At 59.4% G+C, this 25,121-nt stretch carries 25 protein-coding genes; 24 read left to right on the top strand and 1 reads right to left on the bottom strand.

The window, feature by feature from the left end:
• Window positions 1–126: 126 nt before the first annotated feature.
• The 24 genes from OS242_RS06485 to OS242_RS06370 all read left to right on the top strand — a co-directional run bounded on the left by OS242_RS06485 (window position 127) and on the right by OS242_RS06370 (window position 23,420).
• Window positions 127–1,410, top strand: a complete 1,284-nt coding sequence (locus OS242_RS06485; protein WP_267150840.1) for an MFS transporter — start codon at window positions 127–129, stop codon at window positions 1,408–1,410.
• Window positions 1,411–1,429: 19 nt separating this feature from the next.
• The gene (locus OS242_RS06480; RefSeq protein ID WP_267150839.1) at window positions 1,430–2,314 is read left to right on the top strand and encodes a GNAT family N-acetyltransferase; all 885 of its coding nucleotides are present in this window, start codon (window positions 1,430–1,432) and stop codon (window positions 2,312–2,314) included.
• A gap of 216 nt (window positions 2,315–2,530) precedes the next feature.
• Window positions 2,531–3,277 (top strand): VWA domain-containing protein, encoded by a 747-nt coding sequence (locus OS242_RS06475; protein ID WP_267150838.1) that lies wholly within the window; start codon window positions 2,531–2,533, stop codon window positions 3,275–3,277.
• Window positions 3,267–4,193 (top strand): protein kinase domain-containing protein, encoded by a 927-nt coding sequence (locus tag OS242_RS06470; protein ID WP_267150837.1) that lies wholly within the window; start codon window positions 3,267–3,269, stop codon window positions 4,191–4,193. Before OS242_RS06475 ends, OS242_RS06470 begins: the two co-directional genes overlap by 11 nt.
• A 74-nt stretch (window positions 4,194–4,267) precedes the next feature.
• Window positions 4,268–5,044, top strand: a complete 777-nt coding sequence (locus tag OS242_RS06465) for a threonine/serine exporter family protein (protein ID WP_267150836.1) — start codon at window positions 4,268–4,270, stop codon at window positions 5,042–5,044.
• Complete coding sequence (locus OS242_RS06460) at window positions 5,041–5,523, top strand: threonine/serine exporter family protein (RefSeq protein WP_267150835.1); 483 nt, start codon at window positions 5,041–5,043, stop codon at window positions 5,521–5,523. The genes OS242_RS06465 and OS242_RS06460 overlap by 4 nt, the downstream gene beginning before the upstream one ends.
• A complete protein-coding gene (gene tilS / locus OS242_RS06455; protein WP_267150834.1) occupies window positions 5,489–6,904 on the top strand; it encodes a tRNA lysidine(34) synthetase TilS in 1,416 nt (471 codons plus the stop codon). The genes OS242_RS06460 and tilS overlap by 35 nt, the downstream gene beginning before the upstream one ends.
• Window positions 6,905–6,919: 15 nt before the next feature.
• The gene (gene hpt, locus OS242_RS06450; protein ID WP_267150833.1) at window positions 6,920–7,459 is read left to right on the top strand and encodes a hypoxanthine phosphoribosyltransferase; all 540 of its coding nucleotides are present in this window, start codon (window positions 6,920–6,922) and stop codon (window positions 7,457–7,459) included.
• Between the two features lie 49 nt (window positions 7,460–7,508).
• Complete coding sequence (ftsH, locus tag OS242_RS06445; protein ID WP_267150832.1) at window positions 7,509–9,512, top strand: ATP-dependent zinc metalloprotease FtsH; 2,004 nt, start codon at window positions 7,509–7,511, stop codon at window positions 9,510–9,512.
• A gap of 193 nt (window positions 9,513–9,705) precedes the next feature.
• A complete protein-coding gene (locus tag OS242_RS06440; protein WP_267150831.1) occupies window positions 9,706–10,791 on the top strand; it encodes an HD-GYP domain-containing protein in 1,086 nt (361 codons plus the stop codon).
• A 53-nt stretch (window positions 10,792–10,844) separates the two neighbouring features.
• Window positions 10,845–12,563 carry a formate--tetrahydrofolate ligase gene (locus OS242_RS06435; protein ID WP_267150830.1) on the top strand — a complete coding sequence of 573 codons (1,719 nt, stop codon included), beginning with the start codon at window positions 10,845–10,847 and terminating at the stop codon, window positions 12,561–12,563.
• A gap of 164 nt (window positions 12,564–12,727) precedes the next feature.
• Window positions 12,728–13,672 (top strand): quinolinate synthase NadA, encoded by a 945-nt coding sequence (gene nadA / locus OS242_RS06430; RefSeq protein ID WP_267150829.1) that lies wholly within the window; start codon window positions 12,728–12,730, stop codon window positions 13,670–13,672.
• A 37-nt stretch (window positions 13,673–13,709) separates the two neighbouring features.
• Entirely contained in the window at window positions 13,710–15,344 is a 1,635-nt protein-coding gene (nadB, locus tag OS242_RS06425; RefSeq protein WP_267150828.1) for an L-aspartate oxidase, read from the top strand.
• Complete coding sequence (gene nadC / locus OS242_RS06420) at window positions 15,344–16,186, top strand: carboxylating nicotinate-nucleotide diphosphorylase (protein WP_267150988.1); 843 nt, start codon at window positions 15,344–15,346, stop codon at window positions 16,184–16,186. Before nadB ends, nadC begins: the two co-directional genes overlap by 1 nt.
• Window positions 16,187–16,242: 56 nt before the next feature.
• Window positions 16,243–17,022 (top strand): type III pantothenate kinase, encoded by a 780-nt coding sequence (locus tag OS242_RS06415; RefSeq protein WP_267150827.1) that lies wholly within the window; start codon window positions 16,243–16,245, stop codon window positions 17,020–17,022.
• Between the two features lie 5 nt (window positions 17,023–17,027).
• Window positions 17,028–17,507: a peptide deformylase gene (gene def / locus OS242_RS06410; RefSeq protein ID WP_267150826.1), complete on the top strand. Its 480-nt coding sequence runs from the start codon at window positions 17,028–17,030 to the stop codon at window positions 17,505–17,507.
• Window positions 17,508–17,624: 117 nt separating this feature from the next.
• Window positions 17,625–17,798 (top strand): hypothetical protein, encoded by a 174-nt coding sequence (locus tag OS242_RS06405; protein WP_267150825.1) that lies wholly within the window; start codon window positions 17,625–17,627, stop codon window positions 17,796–17,798.
• Between the two features lie 253 nt (window positions 17,799–18,051).
• Window positions 18,052–18,420 carry a response regulator gene (locus OS242_RS06400; RefSeq protein ID WP_267150824.1) on the top strand — a complete coding sequence of 123 codons (369 nt, stop codon included), beginning with the start codon at window positions 18,052–18,054 and terminating at the stop codon, window positions 18,418–18,420.
• Between the two features lie 80 nt (window positions 18,421–18,500).
• Window positions 18,501–18,902, top strand: a complete 402-nt coding sequence (kal, locus tag OS242_RS06395; protein ID WP_267150823.1) for a 3-aminobutyryl-CoA ammonia lyase — start codon at window positions 18,501–18,503, stop codon at window positions 18,900–18,902.
• A gap of 16 nt (window positions 18,903–18,918) precedes the next feature.
• The gene (gene kce, locus OS242_RS06390; RefSeq protein WP_267150822.1) at window positions 18,919–19,734 is read left to right on the top strand and encodes a 3-keto-5-aminohexanoate cleavage enzyme; all 816 of its coding nucleotides are present in this window, start codon (window positions 18,919–18,921) and stop codon (window positions 19,732–19,734) included.
• 74 nt (window positions 19,735–19,808) lie between these two features.
• Window positions 19,809–20,666: a class II fructose-1,6-bisphosphate aldolase gene (gene fba / locus OS242_RS06385; protein WP_267150821.1), complete on the top strand. Its 858-nt coding sequence runs from the start codon at window positions 19,809–19,811 to the stop codon at window positions 20,664–20,666.
• Window positions 20,667–20,717: 51 nt separating this feature from the next.
• Complete coding sequence (gene fsa / locus OS242_RS06380; RefSeq protein WP_267150820.1) at window positions 20,718–21,362, top strand: fructose-6-phosphate aldolase; 645 nt, start codon at window positions 20,718–20,720, stop codon at window positions 21,360–21,362.
• A 132-nt stretch (window positions 21,363–21,494) separates the two neighbouring features.
• Window positions 21,495–22,208 carry a 2,3,4,5-tetrahydropyridine-2,6-dicarboxylate N-acetyltransferase gene (gene dapD / locus OS242_RS06375; RefSeq protein ID WP_267150987.1) on the top strand — a complete coding sequence of 238 codons (714 nt, stop codon included), beginning with the start codon at window positions 21,495–21,497 and terminating at the stop codon, window positions 22,206–22,208.
• A 72-nt stretch (window positions 22,209–22,280) separates the two neighbouring features.
• The gene (locus OS242_RS06370; RefSeq protein WP_267150819.1) at window positions 22,281–23,420 is read left to right on the top strand and encodes an N-acetyldiaminopimelate deacetylase; all 1,140 of its coding nucleotides are present in this window, start codon (window positions 22,281–22,283) and stop codon (window positions 23,418–23,420) included.
• A gap of 47 nt (window positions 23,421–23,467) precedes the next feature.
• On the opposite strand, the gene OS242_RS06365 is transcribed toward OS242_RS06370, so the two are convergent.
• Window positions 23,468–24,976: a M1 family aminopeptidase gene (locus tag OS242_RS06365; protein ID WP_267150818.1), complete on the bottom strand. Its 1,509-nt coding sequence runs from the start codon at window positions 24,974–24,976 to the stop codon at window positions 23,468–23,470.
• Window positions 24,977–25,121: the final 145 nt, after the last annotated feature.

The following is a 25,121-nucleotide window of genomic DNA, read 5'->3' as shown; positions in this document are numbered from 1 at the left end:
GGGAGACGGCTTTTGAGTGCGGATGCGCAATTTGTTGTGCGAATCGGACAGATGGGAGCAGGATTCTGCTCGGGTTAGCAGGAAACTGTTAAGAGTAATAGATGACACAAAAGGAGAATTGTATCTATGAATACGCAAACGGATGCTTCGGCTTCGGCACCTGTGCAATCGGCGCAACCGACGCACACGGGAATCTTCGCGCCGCTCCGGGTATCGCGAAACTTTACTGCGCTTTGGACGGGGCAGACGTTGTCCCGATTTGGCGACGTCCTGCTGCATTTTTTATTGCCTTTGATCGTGTACGAAGTGTCCGCCTCGACGATGGCGATGGGCACGATGATGATGCTGATCATGTTGCCGCAGGTGATCCTGCTCCCGTTCGCGGGTCTGCTCGTCGACCGCACCGACCGGGTGCGGCTGATGATCCTCACCGATGTGGTGCGGTTTGCGGCGATGGGGGTGTTGACGGTGCTCAGTGCGCTCGACATGCTGACCTTGCCGATGCTCTATGCGTTTGGCGCGGTGATGGGGGCGTGCTCGGCGATCTTCCTGCCGGCGTACGGCGCGGTGCGGGCGCAGGTGTTCACGCCCGATATCCGCAACGCAGCCAATTCGCTCACCCAGTCCAGCTCGCAGGTCGCGCAGCTGATCGGGCCGTCCCTCGGCGGTCTGATGCTCGGGGTGACGACGGCGACGGTGGGGCTCGGATTTGATTCGCTGACGTTTCTCGCGTCGATCGGCGGGCTGCTGCTGCTCAAACTGCCCAAGACGGTGCGGGCGGAGGAAAAGCGCGCCGGAGGAATTCGCGCCTATCGGGACGACCTGCTCGGCGGCTATCGGGAGATCCGCAAACACGCGTGGCTGTGGATGACGATCCTCTGCTTTGGCTTTGTCAATGTGTTTTCCGGCGGGGTGCTCGCCGTGCTGTTGCCGTGGCTGGTCAAAGTGCATCTGGGCTGGGAGCCGTATGCGTACGGCTTGATCATCTCGGCGTCAGGGCTTGGGGCGCTGATGATGGCGTTTTTATTTGGTCGTCGCGCCGTTTGGAAAAACAGAGGTATAATGGCATATAGTGGTACCGGAATGACCGGGTTGGCTCTGCTCTTGATGGGCGTGGTGGATTGGCTGCCCGGATTGATTGCGCTCAGTGCGTTGAGCGGAGCGGGGATCATGCTGTTCGGTCTGGTATGGGAAGGCAGCCTGCAAGAGCTGATCCCGGCGGAAGCGTTTGGCCGGGTGATGAGCCTCGACATGCTGGGGTCGTTTGCTCTGATGCCGCTCGGGTATCTGCTGGCCGGCTGGCTGGCGGAGCGCATCGGGGGCTTGACGACGATGATCTTGGAAGGCACGGTGATCTTGGTGATGGCGGCGCTGATGCTGACGCTGAAGCCGATTCGCCAGTTTCAATAAAGAAGGGGGTTTTTGTGGAGTGGCAATTCATGGAGTGGTGGAACGAAAGGCTTTGTCGGCCGAGGAAGTGGCTCTGATCCGGGAGTTGGCGACGTTGTGCGAGGGGCATGACGGGATCGAGTTGAAATTGAATTGGGACATGCTGAAGACGCGGCCGGGTGAGCGGACCGATGATTTTCTTTATTATGAAGCGGGACGATTGGTCGGGTTTTTTGCTCTGTATCATTTTAATGCCTGGGAGATCGAGATCAGCGGCATGGTGCATCCCGATCATCGTCGCAAAGGCATCTTCTCGGCGTTGTATGCGGCGGCGAAGGAAGAGGTCGCGCGGCGCGGCGAGTTGAACCTGATCTGGATCGTGTCGGAAGGATCGCAGTCGGGGAAAGCATGGGCGCTGTCGACCGGGGCGTCGTATAAAAACTCCGAATATAAAATGGAGCGCGAAAAAGACGCGCCGCTGCCGGAAGCGACCGACAAACTGTTCATTCGGGAGGCGACGCCGGAAGATGCGCCGGAACTCGGGCGGATGACGCATGTGTGCTTTGGCTTGCCGCTGGACTCGATGGTGGAGGCGACGGAGCGGAAGTTTGGCAAGGAAGGCTACTCGTTGCTCGTCGCCGAGGTGGACGGTGTCCGCATCGGCCGCATGAACGTCGACCACTCGGAAGGCGGCGTCGTCTGGGTGTACGGATTTTGCGTGATCCCGGAGTATCAAGGCAAAGGCTACGGCCGCGAGTTTTTGGCGCGGATGATCCGGGACTATGCGGCGAAAGGCTATCAGGAGTTTGCCCTCGAAGTCGCCGTGGAGAACAAAGGCGCGCTCGGCCTGTACGAGTCGAACGGCTACCGCGTAACGTCGGGGATCGATTACTATGAGATTGATGGGAAACAGGTCGGGAAATAGGAAATGAAAAAACACCTGCCGGAACGAGTCGCGGCAGGTGTTTTTCTTTGGTTGTAGATGACCGTCTACGAGGTCATTTTATCACACATCGTCGATATTCTCCGTTTCCTCTTAAAACGCTTTAAAATTGTCTCCCCTTGATTATCTACTTCTGCTCCCGGCGATACTAGATGGTAACTAGACCCACCTGTGGGCTGAAACTGGAGGGGTGACACGATGTTCCAGAAAGTGACGATGAAGCAGATTCTTTTGATCACCGACGGATGTTCCAATAAAGGCAGCGATCCGGTGCAAGCGGCGGTGTATGCGCGCAAACAAGGGATCGCGGTCAACGTGATCGGGATCGTCGACGGCGGCGACCTGCGTTCGGCGGGTCGGCAGGAGGTCGAGGCGATCGCCGAACACGGCGGCGGCATGAGCCGGATCGTCGCCGCCAAACAGCTGGCGATGACGATGCACATGATGACCCAGCATACGATGCAGATGACGATCCAGCAGGTGGTCAACCGCGAGCTCAAACAGCTCGTCGGCACAGACAGCGAAGGCCTGCCGCCGGAGAAGCGCGGCGAAGTCGCGGAGCTGGTCGACCGGATGAGCGACGAAGCGGCGCTCCATCTCGTGCTCGCCGTCGACACGTCCGCCTCGATGCACGACAAACTGCCGACGGTGCGCGAGGCGATTCGCGATCTGCAGATCGGGCTCGACGTGCGCAAAGGGATGCATCAAGTGGCGCTCCTCACGTTCCCGGGTGCCCACGGGGAGGATGTGCAAGTGATCTCGGAGTTCAGCCACGCCCCCGACCTCAGCGGCCTGTCCAACTCGCTGCGAGCAGGCGGCGGCACCCCGACTGGACCGGCGATTGAACGGGCGACGCAGCTGTTGATCGCAGGCAGCCATACCCCTTCGCGCCCTGTGCAAAAACACGACGAGCACGACGGCGACATGTCCGCCTATGTCGTCTGATCTGCTCTTTCGGCCTGGCCAGACGGTCACCGGACTGTGGCACAAACGCCGCTACACGGTGGAAGGACTGCTCGGACGGGGCGCGAACGGCGAGGTGTACCGCGTCACCGACAGCAGCGGGCAGACGCTGGCGTTGAAAGCGGCGCCGCTCTCGTCGGGCCTCGCGCTGGAGCACAAGATCTTGAAGCGGTTGTCCGAGGTGGCCCGGGGTGCGGACCTCGGGCCCCGCGTGTTTGATCTGGATGATGTACAGGTCGGCGGTCAAAAGCAGTTTTTCCTCGTGATGGAGTTGGTGCGCGGCACCACTCTGCCCGCTTTTCTGGATCGGCGCGGCCGGCACTGGACACCGGTGTTGCTGCTCCAACTCTGCACCTATCTAGAGCGGCTGCATGAGACCGGTAATGCGTTTGGCGATCTGAAGGCGGAAAATTGTCTCGTTGAGGAAGCGAGAGGAGCCGTCCGCTTGGTCGACTTTGGCGGCGTGACCCCGTTTGGGCGCGGGGTGAAGGAATATACGGAATGGTACGACCGCGCGTGGTGGGGGCGGGGCAGCCGCATGGCGGAGGAGGACTATGATGTATTTGCCCTCGCCATGCTCGCTATCGCCCTGCTCGCTCCCGACCTGCGCAAAGCATTGACGGAGAGCGGCGTGCCGAACGGGTCGCGATTGCGGCAGGCGGTGAGCAGCGATGCCCGGCTAGCCGACTGGCGCGGGTTGCTCCAAGGCGTGTTCGACGGGCGGGTTCGGACGATCTCCGCCTTTCGTCAGGAACTTCTCCCGCTGGTCAAGGCTGGCGTGCGACTGGAGCAAAAGGAAAAGGTACGCCGCAAGCCGCGCGATTGGACCGATTGGCTGGTTGTCGGATCGGGTTTGGTGCTGATGTTGGTATTTTGTCAATTTGTCCTCTTCCGTTGAGGAAGGGATGCACAGGTCGGGACGCGAAACTGAAACAGAAGAACTCTCACAGTCGCTGAAGGATGGAACCCACAATGAATGAGAGCAGTCTGGAACAAGTGCTGGAATTGTGCCTGCGCGCCGGCAGCGTCATGCTGAAAAACGGCGCGGAAACGTCGCGGGTGGAAGAGACGATCGTCCGCATCGGCCAATCGTTCGGGTGCCGCACCGTTCACAGTTTCGCGACGCCGACCGGCCTGTTTGTCTCGATGGCCGACAGCGAGCGTGAAAAGACGCGGATGCTGCGGATCACCGGGACATCGACGATCAATCTGAGCAAAGTCCACGAGGTCAACGACCTCTCCCGCCGCTGTGCGAGCGGGACGGTGACGCTCGCCGATCTGGCGGTGGAGCTCAATCGGATCGACCGCGTACCCTATACATATCGGCTTCGCTACCAGCACCTCGCCGCCGCCGTCTCGTCGGGGGCTTTCGCGGTGTTGTTTGGCGGTTCGCTGCCGGAATTTCTCGTCGGCGCGGTCTGCGGCTGGCTGAGCAACTCGGCGTGGGGGATGATCGGCGACCGGATGCCGACGTTTCTGCGTACGTTCTTTGCCGCGCTGGTCGGCGTGGTGATGGCGGTAATCGGGGTCAAATACTCGTTTGCCACCCATACGGAAGCGGCGATCCTCGGCGCGGTGATCCCGCTGGTGCCGGGCGTCGCGGTCACCAACTCGGTGCGCGACCTGATGGCCGGCGAGCTCCTCTCCGGCGTGGCGCGGGCGGCCGATGCGGCGTTGACCGCGTTTGCGATCGCCGTCGCGGTCGCGCTGGTGCTGACCGTCGCGTTGCGCGGGGTGGTGATCCAATGAATGAGACGTTTTTCACATGGCGGGACTTGCTGCTCGCCGTCGCCGGATTTGCTGCGACCTACTGCTACGCGGTGCTCTATCAGGTGCCGAAAAAAGCGCTGGTCCTTGTCGGGCTGGTCGGCACGGGGGCGTGGCTGGTGCAGGAGTTTGTCTCGCGGCTCGGCGTGGCGTCCGTCGCGTCGGCGTTTATCGGCGGAATGTTTGTGGCGATGGTCAGCGAGTTTCTCGCCCGCCGGGTGCGGATGCCGGTGACGGTGTTTGTGGTCGGCGGCATCGTGCCGCTCGTGCCGGGGTCAAAGGCGTACGCGACGATGCGCGAGTTTGTGATGGGCAATGAAATGTTTGGCATCGTGCGCGGGGCGGAGACGATCTTGATCGCAGCCGCCATCTCCGCCGGGCTCTTGCTCGGCGGCACGCTGGTGCGGATGACAGGGAGGGCGCGGAGTGATCGAGCAACGGGTACGCGAAACCATTCGTGAGCAGCACCTGTTCGCGAAAGGCGAGACGACGGTCGTCGCCGTGTCGGGCGGTCTCGATTCGGTCGTCCTGCTCAACGTGCTGCTGACGCTTCGCGAGCAGGACGGGGTGCCGGGCGAGATCGTCGTGGCGCATTTCGATCACGGACTGCGCGGGGAAGAGTCGGAGCGGGATGCATTATTTGTAGAAACGCTTTGTGCGCAGAAACGTATTCCTTTTTGCACAGATCGAAAAAACGTCAGGCTCCATGCAGAGGAGCACCGCCTGTCCACGCAGGTGGCCGCCCGCGAGCTGCGGTATGAGTTTCTGAGCGGTGTGGCGCAGCGGGTGCAGGCCCGGACGATCGCCACCGCCCACCATGCGGACGATCAGGCGGAGACGGTGCTGATGCGGATCTTGCGCGGCACGTCGACGAAGGGACTGGGCGGCATCCCGTACGCTCGGACGGAACAGGGCTGTCAGATCGTGCGGCCGCTGCTCGATGTCTGGCGGAACGAGATCGAGACGTACGCCCGTCAACGGCAGCTTTTGCATCGGGAAGACAGTTCGAATGCATCAACCAAGTACTTGCGAAATAAGATACGTATACGCCTCTTGCCAGAACTGGCCCGCGACTACAATCCGGGCGTGAAAACAGCGTTGACACAACTGGCGAACATCGCTAGAGAAGAAGATGCGTATCTGAACGACCTTGCACAGCGGGAGTTTGACCGGGTCGCACAGCCGGAAGGAGACCGCGTCCGCATTGAAGCCAAAAGCCTCGCTGTAACGCCGCTTCCTTTACAACGTCGAGTAATTACACTAATATTATATTATCTGTGCGGACATACCAAACAGTGGGAACACACGCATGTCGAGAGCGTTCAATCGCTTTTGGACAGCCGTTCTCCCGGCAGCCAGCTCTCCTTGCCGGAAGGGTTGACCGCTTGGCGTGAATACGACCTCCTGTACATCGGGAAACAAGCGTCGTCTTCACACCTGTCAGCTTTACCGCTGGAACCGATCGACGTCACGGTGCCCGGAGCGGTCGAACTCTCTGAGAGTGCGATCCGGCTCGAGTGGACGGTGACGGAAGGTGTGCCACAGCGTCCGCAAGACGCTTGGGAAGCGCATTTCGATGCTGATGATCTGTCCGGTTCCCGCATATACATACGCACATGGACGAAAGGTGACAAGGTCCGTCCGTTCGGCATGAACGGCAGCAGGCGGATCAGCGACATCCTCGGCGAGGCCAAGGTGCCCAAGCACCGCCGCGCCGTTTGGCCGCTTTTGACCGTTGGCGATGAGATCGCCTGGGTCGTCGGCATCCGTCGCGGACAGCAGGCGACCGTCACCACGCGCACGGCGCGAACGCTCGTGATTCGGGCGACAGAACTCTCCTAGGGGGTACCGTGATTCATGCATCAAGATGTGCAAGAGATTCTCTTTACTGAAGAGGCGGTCGATGCGAGAATCCGTGAGATCGGCGCGGAGATCGCGCGCGATTATGAAGGTCAGGATCTGCTCGTCATCGGTATTTTGAAAGGGGCCAGCTTGTTCATGGCCGAGCTCGTCAAACGCATCGACATGCTGGTGGAGATCGACTTCATGGCCGTCTCCAGCTATGGCAAGTCGTCCGAATCCTCCGGGGTCGTACGCATCCTGAAGGACCTCGACAAGAGCATTGAAGGCCGTCACGTCCTGATCGTCGAGGACATCATCGACAGCGGCTTGACCCTTTCCTACCTTAAAAATCTGCTCGAACAGAGAAAGGCCGCTTCTGTAAAGGTCGTCTCTCTGCTCGACAAACCGGAGCGGCGCAAGGCGGAGATCACCGCAGACTATCTCGGGTTTTCCGTGCCGGACCACTTTATCGTCGGGTATGGCCTCGACTACGCAGAGCGTTACCGCAACTTGCCGTACGTCGGGGTGTTGAAACCGGAAGTGTATCAACCGTAAGCTGCAAGTTCTGGCGAAGCGGTGCCAAGGTGCCGAGAGGAGGTAAGACATGAACAGATTTTTCCGCAACGCTGGATTTTACCTGCTCATCTTCCTGATCACCGTGGGGATTGTCAATTTTATCACCGGTGAAAAACAGGAAAAGAGCGAGATCAGCTACAATGAATTCATACAAAAAGTGCAGGCCGACCAGATCTCCGAGTTGTTCGTGACCAGTGAAGGCCTGACTTTGAAGCTGACCGGCAAGACGTCCGACAACAAAGAGTTTATCTCTCGGTCGCTGTTCAGTGAAGAGTTCTCCAAGCAACTCAACCAAGAGCTGCTCGACTCGAAAGTCAAGATCAACGAACCGCAGCGCGACTCGGTGTGGCTCACGTTCCTGACCTCGATCGTTCCGTTCATCGTGATGTTCATTCTGTTCTTCTTCCTGATGAACCAAGCCCAAGGCGGCGGTTCGAAGGTGATGAACTTCGGCAAGTCGAAGGCAAAGCTCTACAACGAAGAGAAAAAGAAGGTCACGTTCGACGACGTGGCAGGCGCAGACGAGGAGAAAAACGAGCTCGTCGAGGTCGTTGAGTTCCTCAAAGACCCGCGCAAATTCTCCGCACTGGGGGCGCGCATTCCGAAAGGCGTGCTGCTCAACGGGCCGCCCGGCACCGGTAAAACGCTGCTCGCACGGGCCGTCGCCGGTGAAGCAGGGGTGCCGTTCTTCTCGATCTCCGGTTCCGACTTTGTCGAGATGTTTGTCGGTGTCGGCGCATCCCGCGTCCGCGACCTGTTTGAAACGGCGAAGAAAAACGCGCCGTGCATCATCTTCATCGACGAGATCGACGCTGTCGGCCGCCATCGCGGCGCAGGGCTCGGCGGCGGTCACGACGAGCGCGAGCAGACGCTCAACCAACTGCTCGTGGAAATGGACGGATTTGGCGCGAACGAAGGCATCATCATCATCGCCGCGACCAACCGCCCGGACATCCTCGACCCGGCGCTGCTGCGTCCCGGCCGCTTTGACCGTCAGATCACGGTCAACCGCCCGGACGTCAAAGGCCGTGAAGAGATCCTCAAAGTCCATGCCAAGAACAAACCGATCTCTCCGGACGTGCCGCTGGAAGCGATTGCAAAGCGCACCGTCGGCTTTACCGGCGCGGATCTGGAAAACGTCTTGAACGAAGCGGCGCTGCTCGCAGCCCGTCAAAATAAGAAAGTGATCGACGACCTCGACATCGACGAAGCGATCGACCGCGTCATCGCCGGCCCGGAAAAGAAGAGCCGCGTGATCTCGGAGCGCGAACGCCGTCTGGTCGCCTACCACGAGGCGGGTCACGCCGTCGTCGGCTACCACCTCAAGCACGCTGATGAAGTCCACAAGATCACCATCGTCCCGCGCGGTCTGGCTGGCGGCTACACGGTGATGATCCCGAAGGAAGACCGCTACTTCATGACCAAGTCCGAGATGTACGACCGGATCTCCGGTCTGCTCGGCGGACGCGTCGCGGAAGAGATCGCGTTTGACGAGATCTCCACCGGCGCGCACAACGACCTGCAGCGCGTCACCGACATCGCCCGCGGCATGGTCACCGAGTACGGCATGAGCGACAAACTCGGCAACCTGCAGTACGGCCACCGTCAAGGCGGCCAGGTCTTCCTCGGCCGCGACATCGGCCATGAGCAGAACTACTCCGACACGATCGCGCTCGAGATCGACAAGGAGATGCGTGCGATCATCGACCAGTCGTACGACGCGACCCGCAAAGTGCTGACCGACCACCTCGATCAGCTCGACCTGCTGGCGAACGTCCTGCTCGACCGCGAGACGATCGACAAAGCGATCATCGATTCGCTGATGGAGACCGGCAAGATGCCGGACGGTACCGCGCCGGAGATCAAAGTCCGCGCAGGTCACATGACTGGCGAAGAAGAGACCAAAAAAGCTCCCGACGTGAAGATCGGCGTCAAGGCGGACGACTCCAAGCCGGAAGCCTCCCAATCGGAAGCAACGCCGACCGCAACGGAAGCGAAGCCGACCGATGAAGACGCAGGTTCTGACGAGTAACGGTTATAGACTCGGTTCGACTTTCATAAAGGAAGAGGGCATCTCGCCGTTTGGTCCACACCAACGGCAGATGCCCTTTTCTTGTATTACAATTTTTATGAAATAGAAAATGGTGTTTTGCATTCGGCGTTTTCCTGTTGAGTGAGCTGTGATAAAGTAGTCGTATTGTGTATTTGAAGGGTGGGGTGGTACGTTGCGGTACGTATCTTTGCAACGGCTGAATCAGGGAGCGCGTCTGGCCAGACCGCTGCTCGATGAAAAAGGGGTTATTTTGCTGGGCGCGGGTGCGGAACTCACCCCGTTTATCATCCAACGACTGACGGCTCTGGGCATCCCAGCCGTATATATAGAAGACGGACGCACCGAAGACGCGGTGCCGGACGATGTGATCTCGCAGGAGACGCGGCAACAGGCGTTGTCGACAATCCACACGACGATGCGCGAGATGACGGTCGCCGAGAAGTTTCCTCGCCAGTTTCAACAACAGGAGGTGGGACGGCGCATTCGCGATCTGTTCGATGTGATTCTCGGTGAGATGCGCTCCAAGAAGGGCATGGCGATCAACCTCGCCAATATCTACACCACCGACGGATTTCTCTATCACCATTCGCTCAACGTCTCGATCATGTCGGTGGCGATGGGCTTGGAATACGGATTGAACGAAAAGCAGTCGCTCGACCTCGGAGTCGGGACGCTGTTGCATGATGTGGGGAAATTGCGCGTGCCGCAAGAGATTTTGAACAAACCGGGCAGACTAACGGACGAAGAGTTTCAAGCGATCCAGCACCATGCTCTGTACGGCTATGAGATGTTGCGGGCGCAAGATGACATCTCGGCGATGTCGGCTCACGTCGCGCTCCAGCATCATGAGCGCATCGACGGGACAGGCTATCCGCGCGGGCTGAAGGGGGACGAGATCCACATCTTCGGCAAGATATCCGCGGTGGCCGACGTCTATGAAGCGCTGACAGCCAACCGCATCTACCGCAAAGGGCACCTGCCGCATCATGCGCTGGAGTTTCTGCTCGGGGCGTGCGGGAGTCATTTTGAAACGGAGATGGTGCAGATCTTCCTCAAGACGATCTCGATCTATCCGGTCGGCATGACCGTCCAGCTCAACACCGGCGAGACGGGCGTCGTTGTCGCGCATCATATCGGTCATCCGCAGCGGCCGACGGTGCGCGTGTTGCAGACACCGGACGGCGAAGAGTTGAAGCAGCCCTACGATGTGAATCTGATGGAAAATTTGACTGTGATGATCGTCTCCTGTGAAGGATAACGGGTGTGCGGTGTCAAACGTGCTAATGGAAGGAATGGAGGGGGACTCATCACATGACAACCGGCACGGAACAAGAGAAAACAGAACCGATGAAATCGGACATTGAGATCGCCCAGCAGGCCACCCTGCGCCCGATCCGCGAGATCGCAGCGGGGCTCGGCCTGACTGAGGACGACATGGAACAGTACGGAAAATACAAAGCCAAGATCTCGCTGGACGTCTGCCGCCGTCTCGTAGACAAACCGAACGGCCGCCTGATCCTCGTCACGGCGATCTCGCCGACCCCGGCTGGCGAAGGCAAGTCGACGACCACCGTGGGACTGGGTCAAGCACTGGCCAAACAGCTCCAAGACAAAGGCAAAAAAGCGATGATCTGCCTGCGCGAACCGTCGCTCGGGCCGTCGTTTGGCATGAAGGGCGGTGCGGCAGGCGGCGGCTATTCGCAGGTCGTGCCGATGGAAGACATCAACCTGCACTTTACCGGCGATTTCCACGCCATCACCTCGGCGCACAACCTGCTCGCCGCCCTGATCGACAACCACATCCATCAAGGCAATCAGCTCGGCTTTGACGTGCGCCGCATCGAGTGGGGCCGCGTGCTCGACGTCAACGACCGCGCCCTGCGTCAGGTCGTGATCGGCATGGGCGGCGTCGCCAACGGCGTTCCCCGCGAAAGCCGCTTTGACATCACCGTCGCGTCGGAAGTGATGGCGGTGCTCTGCCTCGCCGCCGACGAGCAGGATCTCAAGCAGCGCCTGCGCCGCATCGTCATCGGTTACAACGCCGACAAACAGCCGATCACCGTCGCCGACCTCGGAGCGGAAGGCTCGATGACCGTGCTGCTCAAAGACGCGATCCAGCCGAACCTTGTGCAGACGCTGGAACACGTGCCGGCGCTCGTTCACGGCGGCCCGTTCGCCAACATCGCCCACGGCTGCAACTCCGTGATCGCGACGAAGACGGCGTTGAAACTGGCCGACTACGTGGTGACGGAAGCTGGATTTGGCGCAGACCTTGGTGCCGAGAAATTTTTCCACATCAAGTGCCGCCAAGCGGGCCTCGAACCGGAAGCGGCGGTCGTCGTCGCGACCGTTCGCGCGCTGAAAATGCACGGCGGTGTGGAAAAATCCGACCTCGCGACGCCGAACGCCGAAGCGGTGGAGCGCGGCCTCGCCAACCTGTCCAAACATGTCGAGAACATCCAGATGTTCAACATCCCGGCCATCGTCGCCGTCAACCGGTTCCCGACCGACACGGCGGAGGAGATCGCCGTCGTCCGCGACTGGTGTGAGCAAAACGGGCTGCCGGTCGCGCTGTCGGAGGTGTTCACCAAAGGCGGCGAAGGCGGCCTTGGACTGGCCGAGAAAGTCCTCGACGTGCTGGAAAACCGTCCGGGCGGGCTGATGTACCTCTACAACGAATCGGACTCCATCGAGGAGAAGATCGGCACCATCGTCCGCGACGTCTACGGCGGCGACGGCGTCACCTTCGCACCGAAAGCGAAGACGATGCTCGCTCGCCTCAAAGAGATGGGCTACGGCACACTGCCGGTCTGCATGGCGAAAACGCCGTACTCCTTCTCCGACAACCCGAACCTGCGGGGCCGTCCGGAAGGGTTTACGATCACGATCCGCGAGCTGCGTCTGTCGGCCGGTGCCGGATTTATCGTCGCGATCACAGGCGACATCATGACGATGCCGGGCCTGCCGAAACAGCCGGCTGCGATGAAGATCGACCTGACGGAAGACGGCAGGATTGTCGGTCTTTTCTAAGGGAGAAAGCAAGCCGTTTGGGGACACTATCTGTACCCCAAGCGGCTTGTTTTTGCTTGTGTGACAAAAATGCGAAAAATTGACATGACACCGTTCTAGGGTTAGAATGACAGAGAAAATAGGGGCTACGTGTGGCCCATACCAGTATAAGGAGGCTCTGTGCGATGACACTCCTCACTCCTGCTCCGAACAAAGAGCAACAAGAGTACTACGTGCAACGCCTGCAAGAGCTCAAAAAAGAACGCAATGCCATCATCCTCGCGCATTACTACATGCGTCCCGAGGTTCAAGCGGTCGCTGACTATATCGGGGACTCTTTTGGTCTGTCCCAACAAGCAAGAGACACCGACGCAGACGTCATCCTGTTCTGCGGCGTTCATTTCATGGCAGAAAGTGCAAAAATTCTCAATCCCGACAAGATCGTCCTGATGCCGGACGAGCGCTCCGGTTGCCCGATGGCCGACATGGTCACCGGCGAAGGCCTGCGCAAACTGAAGGCGGAACATCCCAACGCCACCGTCGTCGCCTACGTCAACACGTCGGCCGAGGTCAAGGCGGAGACCGACATCTGCTGCACGTCGTCGAACGCGCTGAAGGTGATCGAATCGGTCGAGTCTGACGAGATCATCTGGGTGCCCGACAAAAACCTCGGCCACTACGTCTCGCAGTACACCGACAAGAAGATGATCATCTGGCAGGGCTACTGCAACACGCATGACCTGCTCACCCCGGAAGAGGTGCTGGAGCTCAAGCGCGAGTACCCGGACGCGCCGATCGTCGTCCACCCGGAATGCCGCCCGGAAGTCGTCGCACTGGGCGACTACGTCGGCTCGACGACCGGCATCTTGAAATACTGCCGCGAGTCGAACTTCAAAGACTATATCGTCGCTACTGAAGAAGGCGTGCGCTATATGCTCGAGAAGGAATCGCCGGATAAAAACTTCCATTTTGCTTCCCGCTACATGGTCTGCCCGAACATGAAGGTGCACAACGTCAAGAAGATGGTGCGTGCGCTGGAGACGATGCAGCCGCAGATCGAAGTCGATCCGGAGGTCGCAGCCAAGGCGAAGCGCTCTCTCGACGCGATGCTGGCCGTCGTGCCGAAGTAAGCGAAGGCACCGAAGTACGGAAAAGGAGCGAACGCCGATGTTTGCCCGCTTTATAGCTGATTTTCAGCCGGAGGATGTCACCGTCCACGACACCGACGTGATCGTGGCCGGCACGGGCATCGCCGGCCTTTATACGGCGCTCAAGATCAGCCAATACGCCGATGTGACGCTGCTTTGCAAAAAGGGGCTTACCGAGAGCAACACCAACTGGGCGCAGGGGGGCATCGCCGCGGCGATCGCGGAGGGCGACTCCCCTGATTTGCATGAGGCCGACACGCTGATGGCCGGTCACGGCCTCAACTCCCGGTCTGCCGTCGAGGTGCTGGTCAACGAAGGGCCGGCGCTCGTCGAGGATCTGATCCGCCTCGGCACTCAGTTTGACCTCGAGGACGACCACATCGCCCTGACCAAAGAAGGTGCACACTCCCGCCGCCGGATCTTGCACGCCAACGGCGACGCGACCGGAGCGGAGATCGTGCGGGCGTTGGCGGTGCAAGTGCGGGAGAACAAGCGGATCACCGTGCTGGAGAACGCTTTTGCCATCGATCTGGTGACGGCCGAAAACGGCTCCTGCAAAGGGGTGCTGTATCAAAAGGACGACCGCCTGTACTACATACGGTCGAAAGCGACGGTGCTCGCCACCGGCGGGGCCGGCAACATGTACCGCTACACGACCAACCCGGACGTGACGACGGCGGACGGATTTGCGATGGCCTACCGGGCAGGGGCGCAGTTGCAAGATCTCGAATTCATCCAGTTCCATCCGACGGTGCTCAACTACCCCGGCGCGCCACGCTTCCTGATCTCGGAAGCTCTGCGCGGCGAAGGGGCGGTGCTGCGCAACCTGGCGGGGGAGCGGTTTATGACCCAGTATCACGAACTGGCCGAACTCGCGCCGCGCGACATCGTGGCGCGGGCGATCGTCTCGGAGATCGAAAAGACCAAATCGACGTTTGTCTATCTGGACATCACGCATCAAGACCCGGATCTGATCAAGAACCGGTTCCCGACGATCTATGAGTTTTGTCTGTCCTACGGGCTCGATCTGACCACCGACTGGATACCGGTCGCTCCGGCCGCCCACTACGTGATGGGCGGCGTGCGCACCGATCTGTACGGCGAGACCAACGTGCGGCGGCTGTTTGCGTGCGGCGAGGTGTCCTGCACCGGCGTGCACGGGGCCAACCGTCTGGCGTCCAACTCGCTGTCGGAAGCGATCGTGTTCGGCAAGCGGATCGCTGATCGCATCCAGGCGTTCTTATTGGAAGAAGGCGAGTGCCACCACATCGATGTGCCGGTCGTGCCGCCGCGCTTCCCAAGCCACGTGGAGAAGATCGACAACCGCAAATTGCATATGCAAAAAGTGATGGTGCGCCACGTCGGCGTCAAGCGCACCCGCGACGGGCTCGAACGGGCGTTGGCCGATCTCGGCCGCTTTACGCCGATGCTCTCGCACGGCTACACCAAGCCGAGCGAGTGGGAGTTTGTCAATCTGCTGACCGCGAGTCTTTTGACCGCGCAGGCGGCGTTGTTGCGCGAGGAAAGCCGGGGCGGACATTTCCGCAGCGACTATCCGAAAGCGCGCGACAACTGGCTGAAGCACATCGTGTTTCAGCGCGAAGCAGGCGTCCTGCAAGTGGGCGTCAATGGAGAGAGGTGTGAAGATCAATGATGGTATTGGATGCTCGCGTGATCGAGCGCGCAGTGCGGTTGGCTTTGGAAGAAGACATCGGGCACGGCGACATCACCACCAATTCGATCGTGCCGACAGACAAGCATGGACATGCGGTGCTGTGGGCCAAAGAGCCGGGCTTTATCGCCGGTCTTGACGTCGCGGAGATGGCCTTTCGCATCGTCGACCCGACCCTGACGATCACCCGGATCATCAAAGAGGGCGAACAGGTCGCCAAAGGGCAGACGCTGATGGAAGTCAGCGGCTCGGCCCGCTCGATCCTCACGGCGGAGCGCATCGCCTTGAACTTCCTGCAGCGTCTGTCCGGCATCGCGACCCGCACCGCCAAATTTGTCGATCTCGTCCGCTACTACAACGCCAAGATCGTCGACACCCGCAAGACCACCCCGGGCCTGCGCGCGCTGGAGAAATACGCAGTCGTCGTGGGCGGCGGCCGCAACCACCGCTTCGGGCTGTTCGACGCGGTGCTGATCAAAGACAACCACATCGAGATCGCCGGCGGCGTCAAGCAAGCGGTGATGGCAGCTCGCCAGCAGATCCCGCACACGATGCGGATCGAGGTGGAGTGCGAATCGCTGGAGCAGATCGATGAGGCGCTCGAAGTAAAAGCGGACATCATCATGCTCGACAACATGACCCCGGAGATGATGCGCGAGGCGGTGGAGAAGATCGCCGGCCGCGCCCTGACCGAAGCATCGGGCGGCGTCACCGAAGAGACCATCGTCGACACTGCCAAATCGGGCGTGGATTACATTTCCATCGGCGCGTTGACCCATTCGATCAAAGCGCTGGACATCTCGCTCGACATCGAAGCGAAATAAAGCGGGCTGCCCCCGCATACAGGTAGAAATAGCACAGAAGTGGAGAGACTCAAGCCATGATTCTCGTACTGGACGTAGGCAATACCAACATCACGCTCGGGCTCTACCAAGGCAAAGAGTTGCTCACACACTGGCGCGTCGCCACTGTGCGCGACCGCACCGAAGATGAGTACGGCATCCTGATCAAAAACTTGATCCGGGACCGCGGCCTCGATCCAAAAGACATCGAAGGCATCGCGATCTCCTCGGTCGTGCCGCCGCTGATGTTTGCACTGGAGCGCATGTCGGTCAAATACTTCGGGCATAAACCGATCGTCGTCGGGCCCGGCGTCAAGACCGGCCTGAACATCAAGTATGAAAACCCGCGCGAAGTCGGCGCCGACCGCATCGTCAATGCCGTCGCAGCTTTGGAACGCTATGGCACGCCGCTGATCATCGTCGACTTTGGCACGGCAACCACGTTCTGCGTCATCAACGAGAACGGCGACTACATGGGCGGTGTCGTCGCCCCTGGCATCGGCATCTCGACCGAGGCGCTGTTCCAGCGTGCCGCCAAACTGCCGCGCATCGAGATCACCCGTCCGGCGAGCGTGGTCGGTCGCAACACGATCACGTCGATGCAGTCGGGTGTGCTTTACGGATTTACCGGTCAGGTGGACGGCATCGTCTCCCGGATCAAAAAAGAATTCAACCTGCCGTTTAAGGTGATCGCCACCGGCGGGCTGGCCGGTCTGATCTCGTCGGAGTCCTACGAGATCGACATCAAGGATGACAATCTCACCCTTGACGGACTGCGGCTCATCTGGGACCGCAACCAGGACAAAGGAGGTCAATAACCGATATGGCAGTGCGCCCTGTAGTACTGGCACCGAACGACGTCTTGCGCGAGATCGCGCAGCCGGTCGAAAAGGTCGATCAAGAGATCCTCACCCTGCTCGACGACATGGCCGACACCATGTATGAATACCAAGGCATCGGCCTGGCCGCGCCGCAGGTCGGCATCTCCAAGCGCGTGATCGTCGTCGACTACGGCGATGAGTACGGCGGCCTGATCGAGATGATCAACCCGGAGATCGTGGAAAAATCCGGCTCTGTCGTCGATGTGGAAGGCTGCCTCTCGATTCCCGGCCTGCGCGGACACGTCGAGCGTTTTGAAAAGCTCACCCTGCAATTTGTCGGCCGTGACGGCAAGCGATATGAGATGAAACCGGAGGGCTTTTTTGCCCGCATCTTCCAACATGAGATCGATCATCTCGACGGCATCCTGTACACCGACAAAGCGATCGACACCTTCCAAGAAGAGCAAATGATCGAAGACTGATCGTTTGTTCAAATCAGACGGCTCCCGCTGCGATGCGGGAGCCGTTTTGCATAGACAAACCGTTTGTCGTTCCCCTACAATAATAAGCGTGCGATTAAAAAATTGGTGGTGAGTGACATGTCAGACACAAACAGTGCCATTCTCAGCCTGCTCTCCCTGATGGAGCGCATGATGGACATGCAAGAGCGGCTCGTCGACCAACTGGAGAAAGTCTCCCGCGAAGTGGAGCATCTGCAAACTCGTTTGGACGAGCACCAGATCGGACTGCCGGATCGCAACCGCCTCAACTGAAGAAGAACCGCGATCCCCGCGTGATCTGATGCAAGAAAACTGGCGCTCCCGTCTGGATCAGGGACCTGTTGAATATACATGCAGGGAACACGGTTCCGTTCCTTGATCCCGATCTGTTAGGGAGTTGCTTGAATTTTTAGCGTGAAAGAAAACATTCCTTTTGCAGATTAAGATCGGGAAAAAGGAATTTGCATCTGCGAAGCGAAATATTTGTGATAATGGAATGTCTTGTAAGAGAGGGGAACTGTGATTCATGGGTAGTAAGGATAAAAAAGTTCTGATCGTCGACGACCAGTACGGCATTCGCGTGTTGTTGAATGAGGTATTGGACAAAGAGGGCTACACCATTTTCCAAGCGCCGAACGGCGTGACCGCTCTGCAGATCGTGCGTGATGAAAAGCCCGATCTGGTCTTGCTGGACATGAAGATTCCGGGGATGGACGGCCTTGAGATCCTGCGCCACATCCGGGAGATCGAACCGGATACGAAAGTGATCATGATGACCGCATACGGCGAGCTCGACCTGATCAAAGAGGCGACCGTGCTGGGGGCGTTGACCCACTTCACCAAGCCGTTTGACATCGATGAACTGCGCGCGGCTGTCAACGAACAGTTGGTGTAGCGGCCGTTTGCTTGTACGAAATTGAATGACGCAGTGCCAGGCTCATTTTTGCATCTGACAAAAAGGGGGCATGTTTCGTCGTGGAAAAAGCGGTGATCCGACTCCGAATGAGTGCGCATGACGCCCATTACGGCGGCGATCTCGTCGACGGGGCACGTATGTTGGGGCTGTTTGGTGATGTGGCGACGGAGCTGCTGATCCGTTTGGATGGCGACGAAGGTCTCTTCGTCGCCTATGATTGTGTGGAGTTCAAAGCGCCGGTCTACGCCGGCGACTACATCGAGGCGCACGGCTTGATCACCAAGATCGGCAACACGTCGCGCCAGATGGAGTTTCATGCCTACAAGGTGATCCGGGGCCACATTGACCCGGCCAGCCCGTCTGCTGCCGAGGTGCTCGAGGAACCGATCCTCGTCACGTACGCGCGCGGGACGTGCGTCACGCCGAAAGACAAACAGCGCATACCGCGCGAGTCGCAGTAGACGGGGGGCCTCGCCTTTGGAACCTTTGATCATCACGGCCGCGCTGACCGGCGCGGAAGTCACTCGTGAACAGACGCCGCATCTGCCGCTGACACCGGAAGAGATCGCCGATGCCGCCTATGCCTGCTGGCGGGCGGGAGCGTCGATCCTTCATCTGCATGCCCGCGACGAGCAGGGGCGTCCGACGCAGGACCGCAGCGTGTATCAGCGGATCATCGAGCTGATCAAGGAGCGCTGCGACATCATCGTGCAGGTCTCCACCGGCGGAGCGGTCGGCATGACGGCCGAGGAGCGCCTGCAGCCGGTGACCTTGTCACCGGAGATGGCGACGCTCTCGCTTGGCACGGTCAATTTTGGCGACGGGGTGTTCCTGAACACGCCGCAGGACATCGAGGCGTTTGCCAAGGCGATGATCCAACATGGCGTGCGGCCCGAATTGGAGATCTTTGAAGTGGGCATGATAACAACAGCCCTGCGGCTTGCCAAACAGGGATTGTTGCCGCACCATCTTCACTTTGATTTTGTGATGGGCATCCCCGGCGCGATTGACGCATCGGCGGAAAATCTGCTCTTGATGAAAAATCAGCTGCCTAAAGGGGCGACGTGGTCGGTGGCGGCGGTCGGCCGTCATCAGTTGCCGATGAACACGATGGCGATCGTGCTCGGCGGTCACGTCCGCACCGGGTTTGAGGACAACATCTACTATCGCAAAGGTGAACTGGCCACGAGCAACGCGCAGTTGGTGGAGCGGATCGCCCGACTTGCGAATGAGTTGGGACGGGATGTGTCCACGGTGGACAAAACGCGTAAACTTCTCGAACTCACTTTCTAAATTTGGTATGATAGCTCTAAGAACTAAAGCTTGACAGATACAGATAGAAAAAGAGAGATGGAGGTACATATCAAATGGCATTCGCATCGTTTAAAGAAGTGCTGCTCGACGGCTACCGCAACGGCTACGCGGTGGGCCAGTTCAACATGAACAACCTGGAGTTCACGCAGGCGATCATCGAAGCGGCGAACGAAGAAAAATCCCCGGTCATCCTCGGCGTGTCGGAAGGCGCGATGAAGTACATGGGCCTGGAATACACCGTGGCGATGGCACGCGTGGCGATGGAAACGTCGAAAGTGCCGGTGATCCTGCACCTCGACCACGGCCCGAGCCTGGAAGTCGTCATGAAGTGCATCCGCGCGGGCTTCTCGTCGATCATGATCGACGCGTCCCATTACGAGTTGGAGAAAAACATCGCGTTGTCCAAGCAAGTGGTCGAACTGTGCCATCCGCTGGGCATCGAGGTGGAAGGTGAACTGGGTCGCATCGGCGGCACCGAGGACGACCTGACTGTCGACGAGCGCGACGCGACGCTGGCGGTGCCGGCCGAAGCGGTCCGCCTCGTGCAAGAGTCGGGCATCGACGCGCTGGCACCGGCGATCGGTTCGGCGCACGGCCCGTACAAAGGCAAGCCGGAGCTGGCGTTCGGCCGTCTGGAAGAGATCAAAAACCTGCTCCCGAACACCCCGCTCGTCCTGCACGGCGGCTCGGGCATCCCGGACGAAGACATCCGCAAAGCGATCTCGCTCGGCGTTTCGAAGATCAACGTCAACACCGAGAACCAACAAGCGCTGACCCGCGTCATCCGCGAGATCCTCGGCAAAGACGAAAACGTATTTGACCCGCGCAAATACATGAAGCCGGGCCGTGAAGCGATCAAAGAGGTCGTCAAAGAAAAAATGCGCCTCTTCGGTTCCTCGGGACGCGCGTAAGAAGGATTCCGACGACGCATCTTAGATTTGTACGAACAGGAGAGAATCCAGATGAAAATTTTTCTTGATACGGCGAACGTTTCGGAGATCCGTCAAGCGGCAGAACTTGGCGTGATCTACGGCGTCACCACCAATCCGTCGCTGGTCGCCAAAGAAGGCGGCGACTTTACGGCGATGCTCAAGGAGATCACCGAGATCGTGGACGGTCCGATCTCCGCAGAAGTCATCTCTTTGGATGCGGACGGCATGGTGGAGGAAGGTCTCAAACTGGCCGCCCTCCACGAAAACATCGTGATCAAGGTGCCGATGACGCTGGAAGGTCTGAAGGCGGTACACCGTTTCTCGCAAAAAGGCATCAAGACCAACGTCACGCTGATCTTCACCATGAACCAAGCTCTGCTGGCCGCACGGGCGGGCGCGACATTCGTCTCGCCGTTCCTCGGCCGTCTCGATGACATCTCGACACCGGGTCTGCCGCTGATCAAGGACATCGCGGAGCTGTTCCTGATCCACGACCTGAAAACGGAGATCATCGCGGCGAGCATCCGTCATCCGATCCACGTGCACGAGGCCGCTCTGGCCGGCGCGCACATCGGCACGATGCCGCTGAAAGTGGTCGAGGCGCTGGTCAAGCATCCGCTGACCGACTCGGGCATCGAACGCTTCCTCGCCGACTGGGAAAAGATGAGCAAGTAAGACGGCATCGCTGTAGCAGGAAAAAGCACCTTTTCAACTCGGAAAGGTGCTTTTTCGCTGAAAATCAGGTATCATAAATGAATATCATCACTAGTTTCCTATTTTGGGAAGGAGCTGCGCACGACTATGACTATGAACATGATGGATGCCAAGCAAATCATCGAATTCATCCAAAAGAGCGAAAAGAAGACTCCGGTCAAAGTACATATCAAAGGCAACAACCTCGAAGGGATCGACTTCGGAGCGAGCAGCAAAACGTTTATCACCGGCAACGTCGGTGTGATCTTCGGCGACTGGAAAGAGATCGGTCCGGTGCTGGAAGCGAACGCGGCCCACATCGAAGACTACGTGGTGGAAAACGACCGCCGCAACTCGGCGATCCCGCTGCTCGACATGAAAAACATCACCGCTCGCATCGAGCCGGGCGCGATCATCCGCGACCAAGTGGAGATCGGTGACAACGCGGTCATCATGATGGGCGCGAGCATCAACATCGGCGCGGTGATCGGCTCCGGCACGATGATCGACATGAACGTCGTCGTCGGCGGCCGCGGCACCATCGGCAAAAACTGCCACATCGGCGCCGGCTCCGTCATCGCAGGCGTCATCGAGCCGCCGTCCGCTCTGCCGGTCGTCATCGAAGATGACGTCGTCGTCGGCGCAAACGCGGTCATCCTCGAAGGCGTGCGCGTCGGCAAAGGCGCGGTCGTCGCAGCAGGCGCCATCGTCACCCAAGACGTGCCGGAAGGTGTCGTGGTGGCAGGGGCTCCGGCTCGCATCATCAAGGAGATCGATGCGAAGACCAAGTCCAAGACCGAGATCATGCAAGAGCTGCGTCAACTGTAATCGTTGAACACATCCCGTCAGACTGTCGCGTGGAGGCAGTCTGACTTTTTTCGAAAGAGGGAGGTGGCGCGGGTGGCAACGCCGGCCAAATACATCGACATCCGCCGCAGCCTGCACCGGATCCCGGAGCCGGGCTTTGCGGAATTCAAAACGCAGCAGTTTTTGCTCGACTACATCGCGACTCTGCCGCAGGAGCGGCTGGAGATAAAGACGTGGCGCACGGGTATCCTGGTGAAAGTGAAAGGCAGCGTGGGAGCGCGCACGCTCGGCTATCGGGCTGATATGGATGCGCTGCCGATCCAAGAGGATACGAGCTACGAGTTTCAGTCGACGCATCCGGGTTGGATGCATGCGTGCGGGCATGACGTGCACATGACGATCGGGCTTGGGATCTTGACTCATTTTGCACAGCGCGACGAGCCGGTCGCCGATCACCTGTTGTTTGTGTTCCAACCGGCGGAGGAAGGGCCGGGCGGTGCGCTGCCGATGCTGGCGGCGGAGGAGTTTCAGGCGTGGCGGCCCGATCTGATCTTCGGGTTGCACATCGCGCCGGAGTATCCGGTCGGCACGATCGCGACCCGGCCGGGGATCTTGTTTGCCAACACGTCGGAGCTGTTCATCGACCTGATCGGCAAAGGCGGCCACGCGGCGTTCCCGCATCAAGCGAACGACATGGTGGTGGCGGCGGCGCATCTGACGGCACAGCTCCAAAGCATCATTTCTCGAAATGTAAACCCGCTGGACTCGGCGGTGATCACCGTCGGCAAGATCGAGGCGGGGACCAAACAGAACATCATCGCCGAGCGGGCGCGGCTGGAAGGCACGATCCGCACGCTGTCGATGGACTCGATGCACAAAGTCAAAGGGCGGATCGAGGCGCTCGTCAAAGGGATCGAAGCCGGCTTTGAGTGCCGGGCGGAGATCGACTACGGGGCGAACTATTGCCAAGTGTACAACCACGACGAGATCACCCGCGAGTTTATGAATTGGCTGAAGGAGACGCAGGTCGCCCGTCTGCACGAGTGCACCGAAGCGATGACCGGCGAAGACTTCGGCTATTTCCTCGCCGAGATTCCCGGCTTCATGTTCTGGCTCGGAGCCGACACCCCGTACGGCCTTCACCACGCCAAGATCGAACCGAGTGAAGAAGCGATCGGCGTCGCCATCGACACCATGACCCGCTACCTCGAATGGAAAGCGGCAGGAAGATAGTCATCAAGAAAAGGACTCCCGGAGATCGGGAGTCCTTTTTTGTATGGCTACTGAAATCGTCCCGCGATCTGCGAGATCAGTTGCCCGTTTGGCGTGTCGAGCCAGAGGTTGAGCCGCTTGACGCTGTCCGGATTCACATCGGCGAGGGCTCGTTCCAGATCGGCGCGAGTGGCCGTTTGGCCGACATTTTTGGTGTAGTACTGGCGCAAGAACAGGAAGAACCGCTCATCGCCGAGCTCCTGCCGAATGTCGTGGTACATCAGGATCGGCCGCAGATAATTGTAATAATAATGCGCCTGCGACGTCGCAAAACTCCCGTAGGGCATCGCCGAGATCCCGTCGTTCGCGCCGGATGGGGTGCCTTTTTTGTAAGGCGTGTACGTTTGATTCTGCCGATACCGCTCCCACGCCTCGGCAATCGTCTTCCGATAGTGCTCCGGCCCCAGCCGCACCTCTTGCTCGACCAGCGCGATGTAGTCGGTCAGCCCTTCATCGAGCCACGGCGTCTCCACCTCGTAGTTGCCCACCGAGTTGTAAAACCACACGTGCCCCACCTCGTGCACGATCCAATGCTCCGGGTCGTCATACCCCCACAGATCCTGGCTGAACAAGGCCAGATTGGGCAGTTCATGCGCGTACACCGTGCCCTTGGGCAGCTCGACGACGTTCAGCACCGGATACGGGCTCATCCCGATTTTCTCCGTAAACGTCTTGACCGCCGATCGGGTCAGTTCCGCCGTCTGTTGCAGCTTGGCCGGGTCGGTCACGGCGACGAACACCTGCGTGCCGGTGCCGGTGGCAAACTGCGTCTCCTGAAAGGCCGCTCCGCCGACCAGCCCAAAATTGCGGACGTTCTCCGCCGACCATTTGAACGTTTTGCGCCCGCCTTCTTTCTCCGCTTCACTCACTCGCGGGCCGGATGTGTACCATTTGAAGGAAGCGGGGCTGTCCAGTTCCACGTCATAGTCGCCCGCATCCATCAGATAGGGATCGCCAAAGCCGAGCGGATCAGGTCTCGGTACCCACTCCCCATTCCGCTCGACGGCGAGGATCGGGTACCAGTAGGAGACCGTGTACACCCCTTGCCATGCCCCGGTGCGGGTCGGCTTTTTCGGCAGCGCGGTCTCAAACCGCAGCGAGACCGTCTGCGGTGTCGCACTTTTGACGGCAGGCACGGTGACTTGCTTGGCATTTGCCGCCACTTCTACAGGCTCACCGTTTAAGGTCACATCGGACACGCGCATCTGGGCGCCAGATGGGGAATATAAATAAAAGGGCATGCCGTCCAGCCGCAGTTCCGGCACCGTCACCGTCATCTCGCCCCGCAGGACCGCCGCCGCTTCGTCGAGCGTCGCGCGGATCACATAGCGGGGCTGGTTGGGCGTCGGCAGGACCAGCGGCTCATAGCGGTAGACCGGGTCGGCCGTCCATCGCTCCACCGCCGCGGTGATCTGCGGCATCCATCCGTCCGGAGGGCGGAGAAAGACGCCGAGCACCGTCAGCGTGGACAAGACGGTCAACATCAGGGAGTACAGCTTCATCGTGTTCTTTTTCATCGTTCGTCCCTCTCCTCCCTCATGATTGATCTACCCATTTCGACAAAATAAGCGAGAGTCCTGCGTTCCCACAGGGACAAAGAAGAAGGTATAACACATTCGGATAAATGTGCTATAATAATTTCGTAAATCTAATCGATCGGAG

The organism is Tumebacillus lacus, assembly GCF_026410385.1.
GTDB classification, from domain to species: Bacteria; Bacillota; Bacilli; order Tumebacillales; family Tumebacillaceae; genus Tumebacillus; species Tumebacillus lacus.
The sequence above is the reverse complement of the archived record's forward strand: the minus strand, read 5'-3'. Positions and strand labels throughout refer to the sequence as shown.